The organism is Streptomyces malaysiensis subsp. samsunensis (genome assembly GCF_024519315.1).
GTDB classification, from domain to species: Bacteria; Actinomycetota; Actinomycetes; order Streptomycetales; family Streptomycetaceae; genus Streptomyces; species Streptomyces malaysiensis.
In genome coordinates this window covers 25,551-43,638 of the sequence record NZ_JANIIC010000037.1, presented here as the reverse complement: position 1 = coordinate 43,638, position 18,088 = coordinate 25,551, and the positions used below count along the sequence as shown (strand labels likewise).

Here is an 18,088-nt window from a genome sequence, read left to right as displayed (position 1 = left end):
ACGGAGGAGTCCCGATGGCGACAGGCACCGCGCGGGCCGCCGGTCCGGCACCGGTGACACGACAGGGCAGTGTGCTCACGGACTGGCTCACCACCACCGACCACAAGAAGATCGGGCATCTGTATCTGATCTCGTCGTTCGGCTTCTTCCTGGTCGGCGGTGTGCTGGCGATGGTGATGCGCGCCGAGCTGGCACGTCCGGGCCTCCAGATCGTCTCGCAGGAGGAGTTCAACCAGGCGTTCACCCTGCATGGCACGATCATGCTGCTGCTGTTCGCGACCCCGGCCTTCGCGGGGTTCGCCAACGAGATCATGCCGCTCCAGATCGGCGCGCCCGATGTGGCCTTCCCGCGCCTCAACATGCTGTCGTACTGGCTGTATCTGTTCGGCGGGCTGATGGTGCTGGCCGGTCTGATGGTGCCCGGGGGCACCGCGGACTTCGGCTGGACCGCCTACGCGCCGCTCAACAGCGCGATCCGCTCCCCCGGTATCGGCGCCGATCTGTGGATCATGGGGCTGGCGCTGGCGGGCTTCGGGACGATCCTGGGCGCGGTGAACTTCCTGACCACCATCATGGCGATGCGCGCGCCGGGCATGACGATGTTCCGGATGCCGATCTTCACCTGGAACACCCTCTTCACCTCGATCATGATCCTGATGGCGTTCCCGGTGCTGGCGGCGGCGCTGCTGGCGCTGGAGGCGGACCGGCGGTTCGGGGCGGTGGTCTTCGACGCCCGGTACGGCGGCCCGCTGCTGTGGCAGCACCTCTTCTGGTTCTTCGGCCATCCCGAGGTCTACATCATCGCGCTGCCGTTCTTCGGCATCGTCACCGAGATCATCCCGGTCTTCTCACGCAAGCCGATCTTCGGCTATGTGACGCTGATCGGCGCGACCATGGCCATCACCGGACTGTCGATGGTGGTCTGGGCCCATCACATGTTCGCCACCGGAGCGGTTCTGCTGCCCTTCTTCTCCCTGACGTCGTTTCTGATCGCGGTGCCGACCGGGGTGAAGTTCTTCAACTGGATCGGCACCATGCTGGGCGGCTCGGTGTCCCTGGAGGCGCCGATGCTGTGGGCGGTCGGCTTCCTGGTGAGCTTCCTCTTCGGCGGGCTCACCGGCGTCATCCTGGCCTCACCGCCGATGGACTTCCATGTCACGGACACCTACTTCGTCGTGGCCCACTTCCACTACGTGGTCTTCGGCACGGTCGTCTTCGCGATGTTCGCGGGGTTCTACTTCTGGTGGCCGAAGTTCACCGGGAAGCTGCTGGACGAGCGGCTGGCCCGGATCCACTTCTGGACGCTGTTCACCGGCTTCCACACCACCTTCCTGGTGCAGCACTGGCTGGGGGTGGAGGGGATGCCGCGCCGCTACGCCGACTATCTGGCGGCGGACGGCTTCACCGCGCTCAACACCGTCTCCACGATCGGCGCCTTCCTGCTGGGCCTGTCGACCCTGCCGTTCCTCTACAACGTCTGGAAGACGGCCAGGTACGGGAAGAAGGTGGAGGTCGACGACCCCTGGGGGTTCGGCCGCTCACTGGAGTGGGTGACCTCCTGTCCGCCGCCCCGGCAGAACTTCACCGCGCTCCCCCGGATCCGCTCCGAATCGCCCGCCTTCGATCTGAACCACCCCGAGGTGGCGCGCCTGGAGCGGCAGAGGGACCAGCGGCTCGGGCCGCCGGGCCCGCTCAGCCCAGGGCCCGGTCCAGGCGGTCCCTGATCTCCCGGATGCGGTCGTTCAGCTCCACCGGCTCGCGCACCTCGAAGTCGAAGCCGCTCAGCACGATATGGAGCACCAGCACATCGGGGCCGTGGGCGCCGGTGCGCAGCAGACAGCTGTGCTCGTCGACGGCCTCCAGCACCCCCACCGAGGGCGGGAACCGCTCGGCCGCCCGCTCGGCGGGCACCCGCAGCAGCACGGTGGCCCGCTGGGCGTAGACGGTGGTGGTGATGCCCCGGGCCACATAGGCGGCGATGTCGTCGGCGGGCGGGCGGCGCGGGGTGAAGCGGGGGCCGTGCGGCGGGGTCGGGGTGATCCGGTCGGCCCGGTACGTACGCCAGTCGGCGCGGTCGACGTCCCAGGCGACGAGGTACCAGCGGCGCTGCGCGGCGACCAGCCGGTGCGGTTCGGCGGTGCGGCGGGTGACCGCACCGCCGTGGTCGCGGTACTCGAAGCGCAGCCGATGGCAGTCCCGGCAGGCGGCGGCCAGCTCGGTCAGCACCCCGGGGTCCGCCCCGGGGCCGGGGCTCCAGCCGGACAGCGGCACGGTGAAGGCGGTCAGCGCGCCCACCCGGCGGCGCAGCCGGTCCGGCAGCACCTGCTCCAGCTTGGCCAGGGCCCGTACCGAGGTCTCCTCGATGCCCTCGACCCCGCCGCCCGCGGCCTGGCGCAGCCGCACCGCGACCGCCACCGCCTCCTCGTCGTCGAGCAGCAGCGGCGGCAGTTGGGCGCCCGCGCCCAGCTGATAGCCACCGCCGGTGCCCGGTGTGGAGTGCACCGGGTAGCCGAGCTCGCGCAGCCGGTCGACATCGCGGCGCACGGTGCGCGGGGTGACCCCGAGCCGGTCGGCGAGATCCGCGCCGGACCATTCGCGGTGGGCCTGCAACAGGGAGAGCAGGCGGAGCAGTCGGGCCGAGGTCTCCAGCATGCGGCCGAGTCTGCCACCGGTCGAGGACAGCCTTCGTCCTCAACCCCCTCCCGGGGCCCGCCCGAGATCCTGGGATCCCCCAGCCCGGACTCTCCTGGGATCAGGCGGGCGCCTCGATCCGGACCGCCAGGTCGTTGTCCCGGGTGTAGTACGGCCGGGCCTGTGCCTCCCCGTGCGGACCGGCCACCGTGCGCGGCGGATAGGTGAAGATCTCCTTCTTGTCCGCCACATCGTCCAGGATCCGGGCCAGCCGCGCCGGGGGCATGGCCTCGTCCGCCGGGCGCAGCCACAGGTCCCAGGCGTCCGCGCCGCCGTCCCAGCTCCGCGCGAGCTCGGCGAAGGGGAGCTCGAAGGAGAAGTCCGAGCCGTCCACCTCCAGCGCTGCCGTACGCACCGGGGCGTCGCCCCTGCGGCAGCGGGCCTCGATAACCGCCTCGGCCAGCCACTCGGACGGGTACGCCACGCGGTAGAGCCGCCCCCGCACGGCCATCGTGTCGTCCTCCAGCCGGATCTCCCCGGCCTCGGCGTGCGGCGCCCGCCGCCAGCTGCGCAGCGAGAGATTGCCGTGTTTGGTGGCGTAGGGAATGCGGACGGACAGCGGGGAGGTGCTCGGCCCCGGGCGGCGGTCGACGAGCGAGCGCAGATCGTTCAGGCCCGGGGCGAGCCGCTGAGGCTCGGCGTCCCGGTAGGCCACATGGACGTCCCAGCGGCCCTCGGGCAGGGCGACGTTGCTGGGCAGGGCGGCCTGGAGCCGGCCGTCCGCGGTGGGGCCCAGCGGCAGCCGCACCTCCCCGTCGGGGGCGTCCGCCGCGCCCCGGCGGCGCAGCACCAGCGCACCGCTCCAGTCGTCGTAGCTGCCCGGCCCCGGCCGGGCCCAGTCGGCGATATGGAAGGTGAGCCCACCGGCGGAGTCCGCCACGCAGTCGGCGCGGGCGGGGGCGACCTCGGCGGCCTCACTCATTCCGTCCTCCTCGACGTGCTGCGCTGCCTGGGCCGTTGCACTCATGCGACACGCACCTTCCGCAGAGAGTCCTTGGTGGCGAACGCGCCGCTGACCAGGGAGCCGCGGGCGCGGTGCAGGGAGCCTCGCAGTCCGCTGCGGGCGATCAGACCGGAGAAGAGCGTCTCGTAACGCCCGGCCACCCGGGAGGGGTCGAAGCGGGCCGAATCCTTCAGCGCCGCCTGCCCCATCTGCTGGCGCAGCTCGTCGTCGTTGATGAGGTCGAGCAGCGCGGCGGCGATGGCGTCGGTGTCGCCGGTGGGCACGAGACGGCCGTCCACCCCGTTGTCGATGATCTCCGCGGGTCCGTGCGGGCAGTCGGTGGACACCACGGGGAGGCCGCAGCGCATCGCCTCCACGATGGTCATGCCGAAGGACTCCAGGCTGGAGGTGACGGCGGCGATGGAGCCCTTGGCCCACTCGGGGTCGAGCGGATTGGCCGGGCCCATCAGGAAGACGTGGTTGTAGAGGCCCAGCTGATCGATGAGGGCGCGCAGCTTGGCGTGCTGGGCCCCGCCGCCGTAGATCCGCAGCCGCCAGTCGGGGCGGGCCGCGCTGACCTTCGCGAAGGCGCGTATCAGCAGGTCGTAACGTTTGACCGGGGCCAGCCGGCCGGCCGCGACCACCCATTTCCCGGTGCCGTCGGCGGGTTCGAGACCGGATGCGGGCACGCTGTTGGGGACCGCCTCGACCCGTACGCCGGGCAGCCGCATCTGGTCGCGGTAGGTACGGGCGTCGGCCTCGGTCACGGTGGTCACCGCGTCCAGCCGGGGGTAGACGGCGCGCAGGGCCCGCTTCAGCCCCTTGGAGTGGGTGCTGAGCGTCAGATGCTCCTGGCCGACCCGTACCGGACCCCGGCGGGCCTCCCGGGCGATGTGGACATTGAGCCCGGGGCGGGTTCCGACAACGATATCGGCCTCCAGCCGGCGGAGATGGTCGGCGATACGGCGGTCGGTCAGGGCGCTGTACTGCTTGTAGCGGCCCTCGGTCGCGGGGAAGACCTTCGCCGGGCGGCTGTGGTCCGGGTCGGCGCCGTCGTAGGACGGGCTGTTCCTGCGGAGGTCCACGAGATGGCTGAGCCGCACCTGCGGGCCGGGGTCGAAGATCGGCTGGTCGCGGTGGCGGAAGACCGACACGATCTCGACATCGTGCTGCTCCCCCAGGGTGCGGGCCAGGTTGTACGTGGTCCGGATCGTCCCGCCGATCCCGTACGCGTTGTGAATAAGGAAAGAGATGTGCATCCGGCCCCGTATCCCACTGCTTCCCCGCAGACGAGTGTGTCGTCCGCCTACCACGGTGTAAGACACCGAAAAGTGGCACAGGGTTGGGTTTCATCACCTTCTTGTGCTCCAACAGATGTGAAATCGGTAGGGAGTCGGGGGAACTTTCCGGCCCGACCGCGCATCAGACCCCGGGGCGGCCGGGGGCGCGTGACCCCCGCCCCGCATGGCCCGTTGTCTACGTATGAGCCGGGGACCGCCCGGCTCGCCCACCGAGACCGAGGAGCCACCCGTGCCGCGCATGCTCGACGTCAGCGATGACGTACGTGCCGAGATCGGCGACGAAGAAGCCGACCGGCTGCTCGCCGGGGACAACGCCCCGGGCGCTTACGACTGCACGTCCTGCCGCACCCCCGGCAACACCGAGCAGGAGCGGACCAGCACCGTGCTCTTCGTGGGGCAGGAGACGGCGGTGCTGGCCTTCGCGCACGCCACCTGTGTGCCCTCCCAGGTCGTCCCGGTCTCGGAAGACGAGTTGCGCGGTGCGGTGCGGTCCATCACGGGTGAGGACAGCGCGCCGTCGGCCGCCGAGGCGCCGCACGCACCGTCCACGGCGTCGGTGCCGTCCGTACCGCACGCCTCCGCGCCCTACGACTCCATGCCGCATGCCGCGGTGTCCCACTTCCCCGGCCCGGCCGCACCGACCGGGTCGGCCCCCTCCCCCGTCCTGGCCCCATCGCCCGTGGCGCCCGCATCGCCCGGCGTCGCCTCGCACACCTCCGTGCCGTCCGGCCACGCACCGGCGGCCCAGCAGGCGGTGCTCGGGGTGACCAGCGGGGTGGTGCTGGTGGGTCAGGAGGCGTGCCCGGCGCTGGTGGTGGAGCCGACCGCGCCGATCATCCGCCCCGGTTCGGCCGGGCACGGCGATGAATTCCTCCAGCTCCTCAGCGAGCAGGGGTTCGCCCCGGTGGTCGATCTGGGCCGGCCGCCCGCGCCCAACCCCGGCTGGTCGGTGCTGCTGGCCATGGGGCGGCTGCACGCGGTGCTGATGCCGGGACCCGGTGGCGGCCGCCCGGTGGCCTGGTGGCAGGCGCACAGCCCGATGCCGCTCAGCGAGGGCTGGCGGAGCGCCCTCGGCCGCTCCCAGCGGGTGCTGATCTACGCGGCGGCCGCGGGCACGATCGGCACCCAGCCGCGCGAGGACCAGCTGCGCGCGGCGCTGGACCGGGCCGCCGCGCGCGGCGCCCTGGTCGGCGCGTCGATGCCGCTCGCGGGCACATGACCGCCATGGCCCCCGCCGTCCCGGAGCTTCCTCCGGACCTCACCGACCCCTGGTGGGCAGCCCATTCGCCACCGATGCCGCATCCGACGGGCGGCCGGGTCGTTGGCACATACGTGCACGCATACGACCTCTCCTACCGTTCCCCCTCATACGGCTGCATTCCGGCCATGCGCCCCGCGCTGGAGGCAGCGCACGATCCCTGGCGCCACTCCGCCACGCCGATCTACGACGCGTTGTACGCGGAGTACCGCAGGCTGTTCCGGGCGCTGCCCGGTGACCGCTCGGACGAGGAGAACATGGAGTTCGTGGCGTTCGCCGCCATCGGCCAGCCCCGGGGCCTGATCAGCGGCGGCCAGGGCCGCCCGGACGGCCACAGCGGGTCCTGGCACACCGACGAGCTGTACTACCGCGGCTATGTCCCCGCCCTGCCGCCCGGCCGGGGCGAGGAGCGGGGCCACACGTACTGACGTGGTGTCGCCCCGCGCGTCCGGCGGGCCGGAACCGACCCGCCGCCGGCCCCCTCCGGACGGTGAGTCCGGGCCCGGCCGGCGTGAACCCTCCCGGCGCGGCCGCCGTTACCTCTTGCGGCCGCGCTTCTCGCGCACCCGCACCGAGATCTGGAGCGGTGTGCCCTCGAAGCCGAACTCCTCGCGCAGCCGCCGCTCGATGAAGCGGCGGTAGCCCGCCTCCAGGAAGCCCGAGGCGAAGAGCACGAACCTCGGCGGCCGGGTCCCGGCCTGCGTCCCGAAGAGGATCCGCGGCTGCTTCCCGCCGCGGATCGGATGCGGATGGGAGGCGACGATCTCGCCGAGGAAGGAGTTGAGCCGCCCGGTCGGCACCCGGGTCTCCCAGCCGGCCAGCGCCGTCTCGATCGCCGGGACCAGCTTCTCCATATGGCGGCCGGTGCGCGCCGAGACATTGACCCGCGGCGCCCACTGGATCTGCACCAGCTCCGTCTCGATCTCGCGCTCAAGGTAGTAGCGGCGCTCCTCGTCCAGGGTGTCCCACTTGTTGTAGGCGATGACGAGCGCGCGCCCGGCCTCGACGGCCATCGAGATGATCCGCTGGTCCTGGACGCTGATGGACTCACTGGCGTCGATCAGCACGACCGCGACCTCCGCCTTCTCCACGGCGGCCGCGGTGCGCAGCGAGGCGTAGTAGTCGGCGCCCTCCTGGAGGTGGACCCGGCGGCGGATACCGGCGGTGTCGACGAACTTCCAGGTGACGCCGCCGAGTTCGATCATCTCGTCGACCGGGTCGCGGGTGGTGCCGGCCAACTCGTTGACGACCACCCGCTCCTCGCCCGCGACCTTGTTGAGCAGCGAGGACTTGCCCACGTTCGGACGGCCGACCAGGGCGATCCGGCGCGGTCCGCCGACCGTCGCGCCGAAGGTCTGGGCCGGGGCCTCGGGCAGCGCCTCCAGGACCGCGTCGAGCATGTCGCCGGTGCCGCGGCCGTGCAGCGCGGAGACCGGGTACGGCTCGCCGAGGCCGAGCGACCACAGCATCGCGGCGTCGGCCTCGGCGCTGGGCCCGTCGACCTTGTTGGCGCACAGCACCACGGGCTTTCCGGCCCGGCGCAGCAGCTTGACCACGGCCTCGTCGGTGTCGGTGGCGCCCACCGTGGCGTCCACGACGAAGACCACCGCGTCAGCGGCCTCGATGGCGAACTCGGCCTGGGCCGCCACGGACGCGTCGAGCCCGAGCACATCCTGCTCCCAGCCGCCGGTGTCGACCACCTTGAAGCGGCGGCCGGACCATTCGGCCTCGTAGGTCACCCGGTCGCGGGTGACCCCCGGCCGGTCCTCCACGACCGCCTCCCGGCGGCCCAGGATCCGGTTCACCAGGGTGGACTTGCCGACGTTGGGACGGCCGACGACGGCCAGCACCGGCAGCGGGCCGTGCCCCGCCGCGGCCAGGTCGCCCTCGACGTCCGACAGGTCGAAGCCCTCTTGCGCGGCGAGCTCCATGAACTCCGCGTACTCGGCGTCGCCAAGCTCCCCGTGCTCGTCGCCGCCGCTGTGGATCTGGTCGTTCATGAAGATTTCCTCGTCGTCCCTCAGTACCGCGCGCCGCCCCTGGGGGCTCGCGGGTCTATGTCTGTTCCGGGCGGCCGGTGAGCCGCCTGGCGGTGCCCAGATGCGTGGCCAGCCGCTTCTGGATGCGCTCGGTGGCCTGGTCCAGGACCGCCCGCGTCCGCCTGCCGCTGCCGTCCCCCGCCTGGAAGGGGTCGCCGAACACCACATCGATCCTGCTGCGCAGCCGGGGCAGCGGCCTGGGCCGCCCGTCGCCGTGCGGGGTGGCGGTGCCGAGCACCGCGACCGGCACGATCGGCGCGCCGGAGCGCACCGCGAAGTACGCGAGCCCCGAGCGCAGCGAGGCGAAGTCGCCGTCGCCCCGGGTGCCCTCCGGGAAGATCCCCAGCACCCCGCCGCGCTCCAGCACCCCCAGGGCCTGGCCGATCGCGGTGCGGTCGGCGCTCGTACGGTCCACCTTCAGCTGCCCGATACCGCGCAGGAACGGGTCCAGCGGACCGATGAACGCCTCCTTCTTGACCAGGAAGTGCACCGGCCGCGGCGAGGTGCCGATCAGCATCGGGCCGTCCACGTTGTGGGAGTGGTTCCCGGCGAGGATGACGGGCCCGGCGGACGGGATCCGCCATGCGCCCAGCACCCGGGGCCGCCACAGCCCGTACATCAGGCCGATGCCGATCCGCCGCGCCACGACGGCCCCGGCCGCGCTGGGAAGTGTCGCGTCGGTGGCGCTCACGCTGCCGTCCGCTTCTCCTCGACGAGGGTGACCACACATTCGATGACCTGGTCGAGGGTGAGCTCGGAGGTGTCCACCTCGACCGCGTCGTCCGCCTTGGCCAGCGGCGAGGTCTCACGGCCGGAGTCCAGGGCGTCCCGCTTGGCCAGCGCGGCCTGGGTGGCGGCCAGGTCGGCGGCCTCCTTGCCCTTCAGCTCACCGCTGCGGCGGGCCGCCCGGACCTCCGGGGAGGCGGTCAGGAAGATCTTGACGTCGGCGTCCGGGAGGACCGTGGTGCCGATGTCCCGGCCCTCGACCACGATGCCGCGCGGCGCCTCGGCGGCGATGGTCCGCTGGAGCTCGGTGATCACGCTCCGCACCTCGGGCACCGCACTGACCGCGCTGACCCGCGAGGTGACCTCCTGGGTGCGGATCGGCGCGGAGACATCGGTGCCGTCCACGGTGATCGTCGGGGCGGCCGGGTCGGTGCCGGAGACGATGGTGGGCTTGCCCGCGACGTCGGCCACGGCGACGGCGTCCTCGACGTCGATGCCGTTGGTCACCATCCACCAGGTGATCGCCCGGTACTGGGCGCCGGTGTCCAGGTAGCCCAGGCCCAGCTTGGCGGCGACGGCCTTCGAGGTACTGGACTTGCCCGTGCCTGCGGGGCCGTCGATCGCGACAATCACTGCTGCCGGGGCGGTCCGGGCGGCGGTTTCCACGGTGACAGACACCTTTCGTGTGCACGGGGCTGAGCTGAACGGGCCATGTGGGCCCCGGACAAGGTTACTGGCTTCCCCCGGGCGGCTTCGCACCCCTGTGGACAGCCTCCGGGCCCGAGACGTCCGGCGGTCCGCTCCGCCGCTACTGCCGGATGGACCATCCCCGCTCCCGCAGGGCCTTGGTGAGCGCCGGGGCCGCCGAGGGCTGGACCACCAGCTGGATCAGACCGGCCTGCTGCCCGGTGGCGTGCTCGATCCGGACGTCCTCGATGTTGACCCCCGCCCGGCCCGCGTCGGCGAAGATCCGGGCCAGCTCGCCCGGCTGGTCGCCGATGAGCACCGCCACGGTCTCATAGACGGCCGAGGCGGCGCCGTGCTTGCCCGGCACCCGCTCGCGTCCGGCGTTGCCCCGGCGCAGCACGTCCTCGATGCCCGCCGCGCCGTCGCCGCGCTTGGCCTCGTCGGCGGACTGGAGCGCGCGCAGCGCCCGCACCGTCTCGTCGAGGTCGGCGGCGACGGCGGCGAGCACATCGGCGACCGGGCCGGGGTTGGCGGAGAGGATGTCGATCCACATGGCGGGGTCGGAGGCCGCGATCCGGGTGACGTCGCGGATGCCCTGCCCGCACAGCCGCACGGCCGTCTCATCGGCGTCCTGGAGCCGCGCGGCGACCATGCTGGACAGCAGGTGCGGGGTGTGCGAGACGAGCGCCACCGCCCGGTCGTGGGCCTCGTCCTCCATCACCACGGGCACGGCCCGGCACAGCGCGACGAGTTCGAGCGCCAGGTTGAGCACCTCGGTGTCGGTGCCGCCGGTGGGCGTGAGCACCCAGGGCCGTCCCTCGAAGAGGTCGGCGGTGGCGGCCAGCGGCCCGGAGCGCTCCCGGCCCGCCATCGGATGGGTGCCGATGTAGCGGGTCAGCTCGCAGCCGAGGGCCTCCAGCTCGCGGCGCGGACCGCCCTTGACGCTCGCCACGTCCAGGACGCCGCGCGCCAGGCCGCGGCGCAGCACATCGGCCACCGTCCCGGCCACGTACGCGGGCGGCACGGCGACGACGGCCAGGTCCACGGGCCCCTCGGGCTCGGCCTGTGTCCCGGCGCCGAGCGCCTCGGCGGTGCGGGCCTGGCTCGCGTCATGGTCGGCGAGGTGCACCTGGACGCCACGGCCGGCCAGGGCCAGCGCGGCGGAGGTGCCGATCAGGCCGGTGCCGATGACGAGGGCGGTTCTCATTGGGCGATGTCCTTGCGGAGGGAGGCGGCGGCGCCGAGGTAGACATGGGCGACGTCGGACTTGGGCAGGGCGGTCTCGACATGCGCCAGGATGCGGACGACACGGGGCATGGCCCCCTCGATGTCCAGCTCCTGGGCGCAGATCAGCGGTACGTCGGCGATGCCCAGCTTGCGGGCGGCGACCGCGGGGAAGTCGCTGTGCAGATCGGGGGTGGCCGTGAACCACACGCTGATCAGGTCGTCGGGGTCCAGGGCGTTGCGCTCCAGGATGGCGGTCAGCAGCGCGGAGACCTGCTCATGCATGTGCTCCGGCTCGTCCCGGTCCAGCTGGACGGCCCCACGAACCGCTCGTACCGTCACGTCTCGCTCCCCTGTGCGCGCTGTGCCTGTCGTGCCTCGGGCGCGGCCGTGTCGTTCGGCCGCGCTCCCGATCAGCGTAACGAGCGGGTCGGACAGGCTCCCGGCGCGACCGCTGGGCGAGACGCCCGGCGGTCGGCGGAGGACGCCGGGCCCCTGACAAACGCCGGGGTTCGCGGCCGGGGCCGTCAGCGGGCCCCGGGCCTCGGCGTCAGCGGCGACCGGGCCTCAGAGGTCGACCTCGCGCATCAGCATGCCGACCTCGGTGTTGGTCAGCCGGCGCAGCCAGCCGGACTTCTGGTCGCCGAGCGCGATCGGGCCGAAGGCCGTCCGCACCAGCTTGTCGACCGGGAAACCGGCCTCGGCGAGCATCCGCCGCACGATGTGCTTACGGCCCTCGTGCAGGCTCACCTCGACCAGGTAGTTCTTGCCGGTGTTCTGCACCACGCGGAAGTGGTCGGCGCGGGCGTAGCCGTCCTCCAGCTGGATACCGCTCTTGAGCTGCTTGCCCAGGTCGCGCGGGAGCGGGCCCTGGATGGCGGCGAGATAGGTCTTCTGCACGCCGTAGCGGGGGTGGGTGAGGCGGTGGGCCAGCTCACCGTGGTTGGTGAGCAGGATGATGCCCTCGGTCTCGGTGTCCAGTCGGCCGACGTGGAAGAGCCGGGTCTCGCGGTTGGTCACATAGTCGCCCAGGCACTGGCGGCCGTCGGGGTCCTCCATGGTGGAGACGACACCGGCGGGCTTGTTCAGCGCGAAGAAGAGGTACGACTGGGTGGCCACGGTCAGCCCGTCGACCTTGATCTCGTCCTTCTCCGGGTCGACGCGCATCCCCTGCTCGGTCACGATCTTGCCGTTGACCTCGACCCGGGCCTGGTCGATCAAGTCCTCACAGGCCCGGCGGGAACCCATACCGGCGCGGGCGAGCACCTTCTGGAGCCGCTCGCCCTCCTGCTCGCCGAAGGTCTTCGGCAGCTTGACCCGCGGCTTGTCGTGGCGGGCACGGTTGCGCTCCTCTATCTGCGCCTCGTACTCGCGCGGACGGGCCGGGCCCGGCTTGCGGCCACGGCCGCCACCGGCCTTGGGACCGCCCGCGTCGGGGCCGCCCGTCCTGGGACCGCCGCCCTGGGAGCCTCCCCTGGGACCGCCGCCCTGGGAGCCCGCCTTAGGACCTCCCTTGGGGCCCGCCTTGGGGCCGCCTCCCTTGGGGCCCGCCTTCGGACCCGCCTTGGGGCCGTCGCCCACGTCGTAGCGGCGCTCTTCGGGGCGGGGGCGGCCGGCGCGCTGCTGCTGCTCGTCGCGCCTGTTCCCCGCGCCCCGGTAGTTCTTGCCGCCGCTACCGCTGCCCCTGCTGTTCCTGCCGCTGCTTCGCATCAAGTTTCCGTCTGAGAGTGGCCGCTGCCGGCTCGGTGTTCTACGTCGTCATGCGCGTCATCGCCGTCGATGGCGTCCGGATCGAACGACGGCACGCCCTCCTGGGACTCGCCCTCGACCGCGTCCGCCTCGGGGAGGAACGGCGCGAGCTCCGGGAGCTCGTCCAGCCCCCGCAGGCCCATCCGCTCCAGGAAGTAGTTCGTCGTCCTGTACAGGATCGCACCTGTTTCGGGTTCCGTGCCCGCCTCCTCGACCAGGCCCCGCTGGAGGAGGGTCCGCATCACGCCATCGCAGTTGACGCCGCGGACGGCCGAGACACGGGAACGGCTGACCGGCTGACGGTACGCGACCACCGCCAGGGTTTCCAAAGCGGCCTGGGTGAGCCGGGCCTGCTGACCGTCCAGGACGAACCCCTCGACGGCGGCGGCGTAGGCCGGGCGCGTGTAGTAGCGCCAGCCGCCCGCGACCAGCCGCAGCTCGAAGCCGCGGCCCTGCGTCGCGTACTCGTCGGCCAGCTCGCGCAGCGCGTCCGCGACGGCGCGGCGCGGCCGCGCCAGCACCTTGGCCAGGTGCTCCTCGGTGGCGGGCTCGTCGACGACCATGAGGACGGCCTCCAGGGCGGGCTTGAGGTCCAGCTCGGCGACCTCGGAGAGCCCGGCGGGTGTCCGCTGCTCGGTCAACTCGGTACCTCCTCCTTCTCCTTCTGCGGCGCGGCCGTCTCCTTGGGAGCCGTGGTCTCCTGGTCGAACTCGTCGGTGACCAGCGGCTCCTGCCCCGCCTCGCCCGTCCAGCGGACCGTGAGCGACCCGAGCGCCTCCGGCTGGTCGAGGAGCACCGCGCGCTCGCGGTAGAGCTCCAGGAGCGCCAGGAAGCGCGCGACGACCGTAAGGACGTCGGCGGCGTCCTCGGTGAGCGTGGCGAAGGTGGCCTCCCCCAGCTCCCGCAGCCGCGCGACCACCACCTCGGCCTGCTCCCGGACGCTGACCAGCGGGGTGTGGATGTGGTCGACGTAGACCTGCGGCTTGGGCTTGGGCTGCATCGCCTTGACGGCCAGCTTGGCGAAGCCCTCGGGGCCGATGCTGATGACGACGTCGGGGAGCAGCTCGGCGTGGTGCGGCTCCAGGCCGACGGTACGGGGGTGGCGGGCCGCCTCGGCCACCAGCCGGTCGTTGAAGATGTCCGCGATCCGCTTGTACGCGCGGTACTGGAGCAGCCGGGCGAAGAGCAGGTCGCGGGCCTCCAGCAGCGCCAGGTCCGCCTCGTCCTCGACCTCTGCGGCGGGCAGCAGCCGGGCCGCCTTGAGGTCCAGCAGGGTCGCGGCGACGACGAGGAACTCGGTGGTCTGGTCCAGGTCCCAGTCCGGTCCCATGGCGCGGATATGGGCCATGAACTCGTCGGTGACCTTGGAGAGGGCGACCTCGGTGACGTCCAGCTTGTGCTTGGAGATCAGCTGGAGGAGGAGGTCGAAGGGCCCCTCGAAGTTGTCCAGCCGCACGGTGAACCGACGACCACCGTCATCGCCCTGGGGCTCGCCTCGGGCCTGCCCGCCCTGGTCGCCGCCGTCTCCCGCTTCCCCGGCCCCGGCGCCGTCGCCCGCCTCCTCGGTCCCATCGCCGGTCCCGTCGCCCGTCTCCTCGGTCCCGTCGCCCGCGTCCTTCCCGCCCCCTGCCGCCTCGCCGCCGTGGCCGCCCGCGGTGGGCGCCACATCGAGGTCGGCCCGTGCGTGCACCGGCTCCGGCTCGGCCCCCGTCGCCTCAGGCACCATCGGCTCGACCGCCGTCGGCTCAGGGACCATCTGCTCGGGCTCGGCGACCGCCTCGGGCACAGCGACCGGCTCAGGCTCGGCAACCGGCTCCGAAGGGGCCTCTGGCGCCGCTGGGGCATCGTCCCGCGGCTCTCCGGCCGCCGGGGTCGGGGCGGCGGGCTCGGGCGGCGGAGAGGGGCTCTGGGGGGCCGTCTGCGGGGCCGGGGCGTCCGGGGCGGGGGGCTGTGCGTCGTGGCGCTGCGGAGGGGGCGCAGTGGGACGGTCAGGGCCCGCGGTGGGGGGCGCCGTGCCGGGGCCCCGGCCGAGGCTGCGGCGAGGGGGTCGGGGCGGCGGGGCGGGAGCGTCGTTCGTCGGCATCGCGGTCCAGGGTGCTCAGGGCCGGGCGGGGCAGCCCGTACGACCGGGCAGGCTATCGCCCAGCCCGGTCAACGGCCGCGGAGGCGGCGCACCAGGATGCTCGCGTCGCCGCGCGACTCGAGGTCGGCGAGGACGACCGCGACCGCCTCGCGGACGATCCGGCCGCGGTCGACGGCGAGCCCGTGCTCGCCGCGGAGCACCAGTCGCGCGTGCTCCAGGTCCATCAGCTCCTCGGCGGAGACGTAGACCGTGATCTTCTCGTCATGGCGCTCGCGCCCGCTGGGCCGCCGGTTCGCCGCACGGGCGCGGCGGCGGGCCTGGCCGCTCTGCTCGGCCGCCGCGGCCGAACCGCTCTGGGCCTGGCGGCCCTTGGGCCGATCCCCGGCCGCGGGGCGCCGCTCGCCGACCGCGTCCTGGGGGGCCGCCGTCTCCCGTCCGGTGTGTTCGCCGGAGCCCGACTGTTCACCGTCCGCGCGCCGCTCCTGCCCGTCGCGTGGCTCGCCGCCCGCCTCGGGCTCGGCGGCGGGCGGGGGCACCCGTGGGCCCTCGCCGTTCGCCTGGCGGCGCCCGGAGGCGGGTGAGGAGGACTGGAGCGCCATCCCTCCCGTGGTGCGGAACAGTTCGTCGGCTCCCGGCAGACTCACTCGGCGTGACACCGGGCGAGCACCTCCCTGGCAAGCTGACGATAGGCGGCGGCACCGACGGAGTTGGACGCGTACGTGGTGATCGGCTCGCCCGCGACCGTGGTCTCGGGGAAGCGGACCGTACGGCCGATGACCGTGTGGTAGACGTGATCGTCGAACGCCTCGACCACGCGGGCGAGGACCTCACGGCTGTGCACGGTGCGTGAGTCGTACATCGTCGCGAGGATGCCGTCGAGCTCCAGGTCGGGGTTGAGCCGCTCCTGGACCTTCTCGATCGTCTCCGTGAGCAACGCCACACCGCGCAGTGCGAAGAACTCGCACTCCAGCGGCACGATCACCTTGTGCGCCGCGGTGAGCGCGTTGACGGTGAGCAGACCGAGCGAGGGCTGACAGTCGATGACGATGTAGTCGTAGTCGGCCATCAGCGGCTTGAGCGCGCGCTGAAGGGTCGACTCCCGGGCGACCTCGCTCACCAGCTGCACCTCGGCGGCCGACAAGTCGATATTGCTGGGCAGCAGGTCCATATTGGGCACGGCCGTCTTCAGCAGCACCTCGTCGGCGGACATGCCCCGCTCCATGAGCAGGTTGTAGACGGTGAGGTCGAGCTCCATCGGGTTGACCCCGAGGCCGACCGACAGGGCGCCCTGCGGGTCGAAGTCGACGAGCAGGACCCGGCGGCCGTATTCGGCCAGGGCCGCGCCCAGGTTGATGGTGGAGGTGGTCTTGCCGACCCCGCCCTTCTGGTTGCACATCGCGATGATCTTCGCAGGACCGTGATCGGTCAGCGGCCCCGGAATCGGGAAGTACGGCAACGGGCGCCCGGTGGGGCCGACGCGCTCGCGGCGCTGCCGGGCAGCGTCGGGCGCGAGCGTGGCCGCGTATTCGGGGTCTGGCTCGTACTCCGCGTCCGGGTCGTAGAAGTGCCCGTCGGGGAGGTCGTCGTAGTCGGCGAAGCGGGCGGGATCCGTGCCCCCCTGGTCGCCGGCCATGGCGTTCACGTGATGGCCGTCCATGCTGTGGCTCTGGTGGGCTGTCGTCGGGCTCTGGTGGGTAGCGAAGGTACGGACAGCGACGGAGCCGACAGCCTCGAGCCCCGAGGGACCCTGGCCCCGCGCAGCCGATCCTGGTTGACCACCCCCGGGAGAAAATGTCGACTCATTCACAAGTCGTCCTACCTCCTTGGTGACCAGGAAATTTCTCTATAGGTCAGCGTGACACCATGCCGACGGTTGGCGACTCTATGGCGTGTCACCGGTCCGCAGCAACACAATCCACCGGACACGGCACGATGTGTCGGCAATCGAACACCCCAATGTCAAGGGCGTGTGAACGGTGCCGCGGAGATTTCACCACCGCATAAAGCGTCTGAATAGTTGCATTTAGGGCGAGTTGGCCGAGCCATGGCCAGCCCTCGATACGGGACACAGCGGACACGCCTTCGGCCGGGCCTCGCCCATCGACAAGACCCGGCCGGATGCCCGTTGTTGACATGTGGTTGACGGTTCGGGTTGACGGAACGGCAACGGGAGTTCACCGGCCCCGGCGGCCGGAGCCGGTGCGCTCCGCGCGTCGCCCAGGGGCCGGTGAACTCCCGGTGTCCTTCAGCCGATCAGCGAGCTCAGTTCGACGGCCGGCAGTTCGTGCGCCTCGGCCACCGGGCCGTAGACGACCTGCCCCTCATGGGTGTTGAGCCCCTTGGCCAGCGCGGCGTCCCGGCGCAGCGCGTCCCGCCAGCCGCGGTTGGCCAGCTCCACGATGTACGGGAGCGTGGCGTTGGTGAGCGCGTAGGTGGAGGTGTTCGGCACCGCGCCGGGCATGTTGGCCACGCAGTAGAAGACCGAGTTGTGCACCTCGAAGGTCGGCTCGGCGTGGGTGGTGGGCCGGGAGTCCTCGAAGCAGCCGCCCTGGTCGATCGCGATGTCGACAAGGACACTTCCCGGCTTCATCCGGGACACCAGCTCGTTGGTGACCAGCTTGGGCGCCTTGGCGCCCGGGATGAGCACCGCGCCGATGACCAGGTCGGCGTCGAGGACGGCCTTCTCCAGTTCAAAGGCGTTGGAGGCGATGGTCCGCACGCGGTTGCCGAAGATCCGGTCGGCCTCGCGCAGCTTGTTGATGTCCTTGTCGAGCAGGGTGACGTGGAAGCCCATGCCGATGGCGATCTGGGCGGCGTTCCACCCGGAGACGCCACCGCCGATGACGACGGCCCGCGCGGCGGCCACACCCGGCACTCCACCGGGCAGCACACCGCGGCCGCCGGCCGAGCGCATCAGGTGGTACGCGCCGACCTGCGGCGCGATCCGGCCCGCGACCTCGGACATCGGCGCGAGCAGCGGCAGGGCGCGGTTGGCGGTCTCGACGGTCTCGTAGGCGATGGCGGTGGTGCCGGACTCCAGGAGCGCGTCGGTGCAGGCCCGGGAGGCGGCCAGATGCAGATAGGTGAAGAGCGTCTGGCCCTTGCGCAGCCGGTGGTACTCCTCCGCGATGGGCTCCTTGACCTTCAGCAGCAGGTCGGCGGCGGCCCACACCTCGTCGGCGGTGCCGAGAACGCGCGCACCGGCGGCGATGTACTCCTCGTCGGCGATGGACGAGCCGAGGCCCGCGCTCCGCTCGACGACGACCTCATGGCCGCCGCGGACCAGCTCATGCACACCGGCGGGGGTGATGGCCACCCGGAACTCGTTGTTCTTGACCTCGCGGGGGATACCGACCTTCACGTCGATCACGGTCCTTGAATGGGGGA

The 18,088-nt window shown here is 72.3% G+C and carries 17 protein-coding genes; 3 read left to right on the top strand and 14 right to left on the bottom strand.

Translation table 11 applies throughout. The features are described 5' to 3' along the window. Positions 1–14: 14 nt before the first annotated feature. Positions 15–1,724 carry an aa3-type cytochrome oxidase subunit I gene (gene ctaD / locus NQU54_RS28420; RefSeq protein WP_257633560.1) on the top strand — a complete coding sequence of 570 codons (1,710 nt, stop codon included), beginning with the start codon at positions 15–17 and terminating at the stop codon, positions 1,722–1,724. Here the strand turns inward: ctaD and NQU54_RS28415 are convergent. The 3 genes from NQU54_RS28415 to NQU54_RS28405 all read right to left on the bottom strand — a co-directional run bounded on the left by NQU54_RS28415 (position 1,693) and on the right by NQU54_RS28405 (position 4,893). Continuing rightward, positions 1,693–2,652, bottom strand: a complete 960-nt coding sequence (locus tag NQU54_RS28415) for a helix-turn-helix transcriptional regulator (RefSeq protein WP_257633559.1) — start codon at positions 2,650–2,652, stop codon at positions 1,693–1,695. The two genes, ctaD and NQU54_RS28415, sit on opposite strands and share 32 nt — an antisense overlap. A 100-nt stretch (positions 2,653–2,752) precedes the next feature. Continuing rightward, positions 2,753–3,613, bottom strand: coding sequence for a hypothetical protein (locus NQU54_RS28410; protein WP_257633607.1), 861 nt, complete (start codon positions 3,611–3,613; stop codon positions 2,753–2,755). Between the two features lie 41 nt (positions 3,614–3,654). Continuing rightward, positions 3,655–4,893 carry a glycosyltransferase family 4 protein gene (locus NQU54_RS28405; RefSeq protein WP_079257123.1) on the bottom strand — a complete coding sequence of 413 codons (1,239 nt, stop codon included), beginning with the start codon at positions 4,891–4,893 and terminating at the stop codon, positions 3,655–3,657. A 271-nt stretch (positions 4,894–5,164) separates the two neighbouring features. On the opposite strand from NQU54_RS28405, the gene NQU54_RS28400 reads away from it, so the two are divergent. Both NQU54_RS28400 and NQU54_RS28395 read left to right on the top strand, forming a co-directional pair. Next, complete coding sequence (locus tag NQU54_RS28400; protein ID WP_257633558.1) at positions 5,165–6,154, top strand: DUF8842 C-terminal domain-containing protein; 990 nt, start codon at positions 5,165–5,167, stop codon at positions 6,152–6,154. A gap of 167 nt (positions 6,155–6,321) precedes the next feature. Continuing rightward, on the top strand, positions 6,322–6,621 hold the full coding sequence (locus NQU54_RS28395) for a hypothetical protein (protein WP_079153419.1): 300 nt from the start codon (positions 6,322–6,324) through the stop codon (positions 6,619–6,621). Positions 6,622–6,729: 108 nt separating this feature from the next. Here the strand turns inward: NQU54_RS28395 and der are convergent, their stop codons facing one another. The 11 genes from der to ald all read right to left on the bottom strand — a co-directional run bounded on the left by der (position 6,730) and on the right by ald (position 18,062). Next, positions 6,730–8,193 (bottom strand): ribosome biogenesis GTPase Der, encoded by a 1,464-nt coding sequence (gene der, locus NQU54_RS28390; RefSeq protein WP_069868780.1) that lies wholly within the window; start codon positions 8,191–8,193, stop codon positions 6,730–6,732. Between the two features lie 55 nt (positions 8,194–8,248). Continuing rightward, a complete protein-coding gene (locus tag NQU54_RS28385) occupies positions 8,249–8,962 on the bottom strand; it encodes a lysophospholipid acyltransferase family protein (protein WP_257633557.1) in 714 nt (237 codons plus the stop codon). Beyond that, the gene (gene cmk / locus NQU54_RS28380) at positions 8,920–9,624 is read right to left on the bottom strand and encodes a (d)CMP kinase (protein ID WP_257633556.1); all 705 of its coding nucleotides are present in this window, start codon (positions 9,622–9,624) and stop codon (positions 8,920–8,922) included. Before cmk ends, NQU54_RS28385 begins: the two co-directional genes overlap by 43 nt. 142 nt (positions 9,625–9,766) lie before the next feature. Then, positions 9,767–10,852 carry a prephenate dehydrogenase gene (locus NQU54_RS28375; protein WP_069868775.1) on the bottom strand — a complete coding sequence of 362 codons (1,086 nt, stop codon included), beginning with the start codon at positions 10,850–10,852 and terminating at the stop codon, positions 9,767–9,769. Further along, positions 10,849–11,211 carry a chorismate mutase gene (aroH, locus tag NQU54_RS28370; protein ID WP_069868773.1) on the bottom strand — a complete coding sequence of 121 codons (363 nt, stop codon included), beginning with the start codon at positions 11,209–11,211 and terminating at the stop codon, positions 10,849–10,851. Before aroH ends, NQU54_RS28375 begins: the two co-directional genes overlap by 4 nt. A 225-nt stretch (positions 11,212–11,436) precedes the next feature. Continuing rightward, entirely contained in the window at positions 11,437–12,579 is a 1,143-nt protein-coding gene (locus NQU54_RS28365; RefSeq protein WP_257633555.1) for a pseudouridine synthase, read from the bottom strand. Next, a complete protein-coding gene (gene scpB, locus NQU54_RS28360; RefSeq protein ID WP_079257126.1) occupies positions 12,579–13,259 on the bottom strand; it encodes an SMC-Scp complex subunit ScpB in 681 nt (226 codons plus the stop codon). Before scpB ends, NQU54_RS28365 begins: the two co-directional genes overlap by 1 nt. Next, positions 13,256–14,404: a segregation and condensation protein A gene (locus tag NQU54_RS28355; RefSeq protein WP_441005756.1), complete on the bottom strand. Its 1,149-nt coding sequence runs from the start codon at positions 14,402–14,404 to the stop codon at positions 13,256–13,258. The genes scpB and NQU54_RS28355 overlap by 4 nt, the downstream gene beginning before the upstream one ends. A 365-nt stretch (positions 14,405–14,769) precedes the next feature. Beyond that, positions 14,770–15,357, bottom strand: coding sequence for a hypothetical protein (locus NQU54_RS28350; RefSeq protein ID WP_079153383.1), 588 nt, complete (start codon positions 15,355–15,357; stop codon positions 14,770–14,772). Then, positions 15,342–16,358 carry a ParA family protein gene (locus NQU54_RS28345; RefSeq protein WP_244453040.1) on the bottom strand — a complete coding sequence of 339 codons (1,017 nt, stop codon included), beginning with the start codon at positions 16,356–16,358 and terminating at the stop codon, positions 15,342–15,344. The genes NQU54_RS28350 and NQU54_RS28345 overlap by 16 nt, the downstream gene beginning before the upstream one ends. 588 nt (positions 16,359–16,946) lie before the next feature. After that, on the bottom strand, positions 16,947–18,062 hold the full coding sequence (ald, locus tag NQU54_RS28340) for an alanine dehydrogenase (RefSeq protein ID WP_257633606.1): 1,116 nt from the start codon (positions 18,060–18,062) through the stop codon (positions 16,947–16,949). Positions 18,063–18,088: the final 26 nt, after the last annotated feature.

Coding starts and splice junctions, on each gene's coding strand:
- ctaD (WP_257633560.1), top strand. CDS start 15: ATGGCGACAGGCACCGCGCGGGCCGCCGGTCCGGCACCGGTGACACGA.
- NQU54_RS28415 (WP_257633559.1), bottom strand. CDS start 2,652: ATGCTGGAGACCTCGGCCCGACTGCTCCGCCTGCTCTCCCTGTTGCAG.
- NQU54_RS28345 (WP_244453040.1), bottom strand. CDS start 16,358: ATGGACGGCCATCACGTGAACGCCATGGCCGGCGACCAGGGGGGCACG.
- NQU54_RS28395 (WP_079153419.1), top strand. CDS start 6,322: ATGCGCCCCGCGCTGGAGGCAGCGCACGATCCCTGGCGCCACTCCGCC.
- NQU54_RS28365 (WP_257633555.1), bottom strand. CDS start 12,579: ATGCGAAGCAGCGGCAGGAACAGCAGGGGCAGCGGTAGCGGCGGCAAG.
- der (WP_069868780.1), bottom strand. CDS start 8,193: ATGAACGACCAGATCCACAGCGGCGGCGACGAGCACGGGGAGCTTGGC.
- NQU54_RS28375 (WP_069868775.1), bottom strand. CDS start 10,852: ATGAGAACCGCCCTCGTCATCGGCACCGGCCTGATCGGCACCTCCGCC.
- NQU54_RS28410 (WP_257633607.1), bottom strand. CDS start 3,613: ATGAGTGAGGCCGCCGAGGTCGCCCCCGCCCGCGCCGACTGCGTGGCG.
- NQU54_RS28405 (WP_079257123.1), bottom strand. CDS start 4,893: ATGCACATCTCTTTCCTTATTCACAACGCGTACGGGATCGGCGGGACG.
- NQU54_RS28385 (WP_257633557.1), bottom strand. CDS start 8,962: ATGTGTGGTCACCCTCGTCGAGGAGAAGCGGACGGCAGCGTGAGCGCC.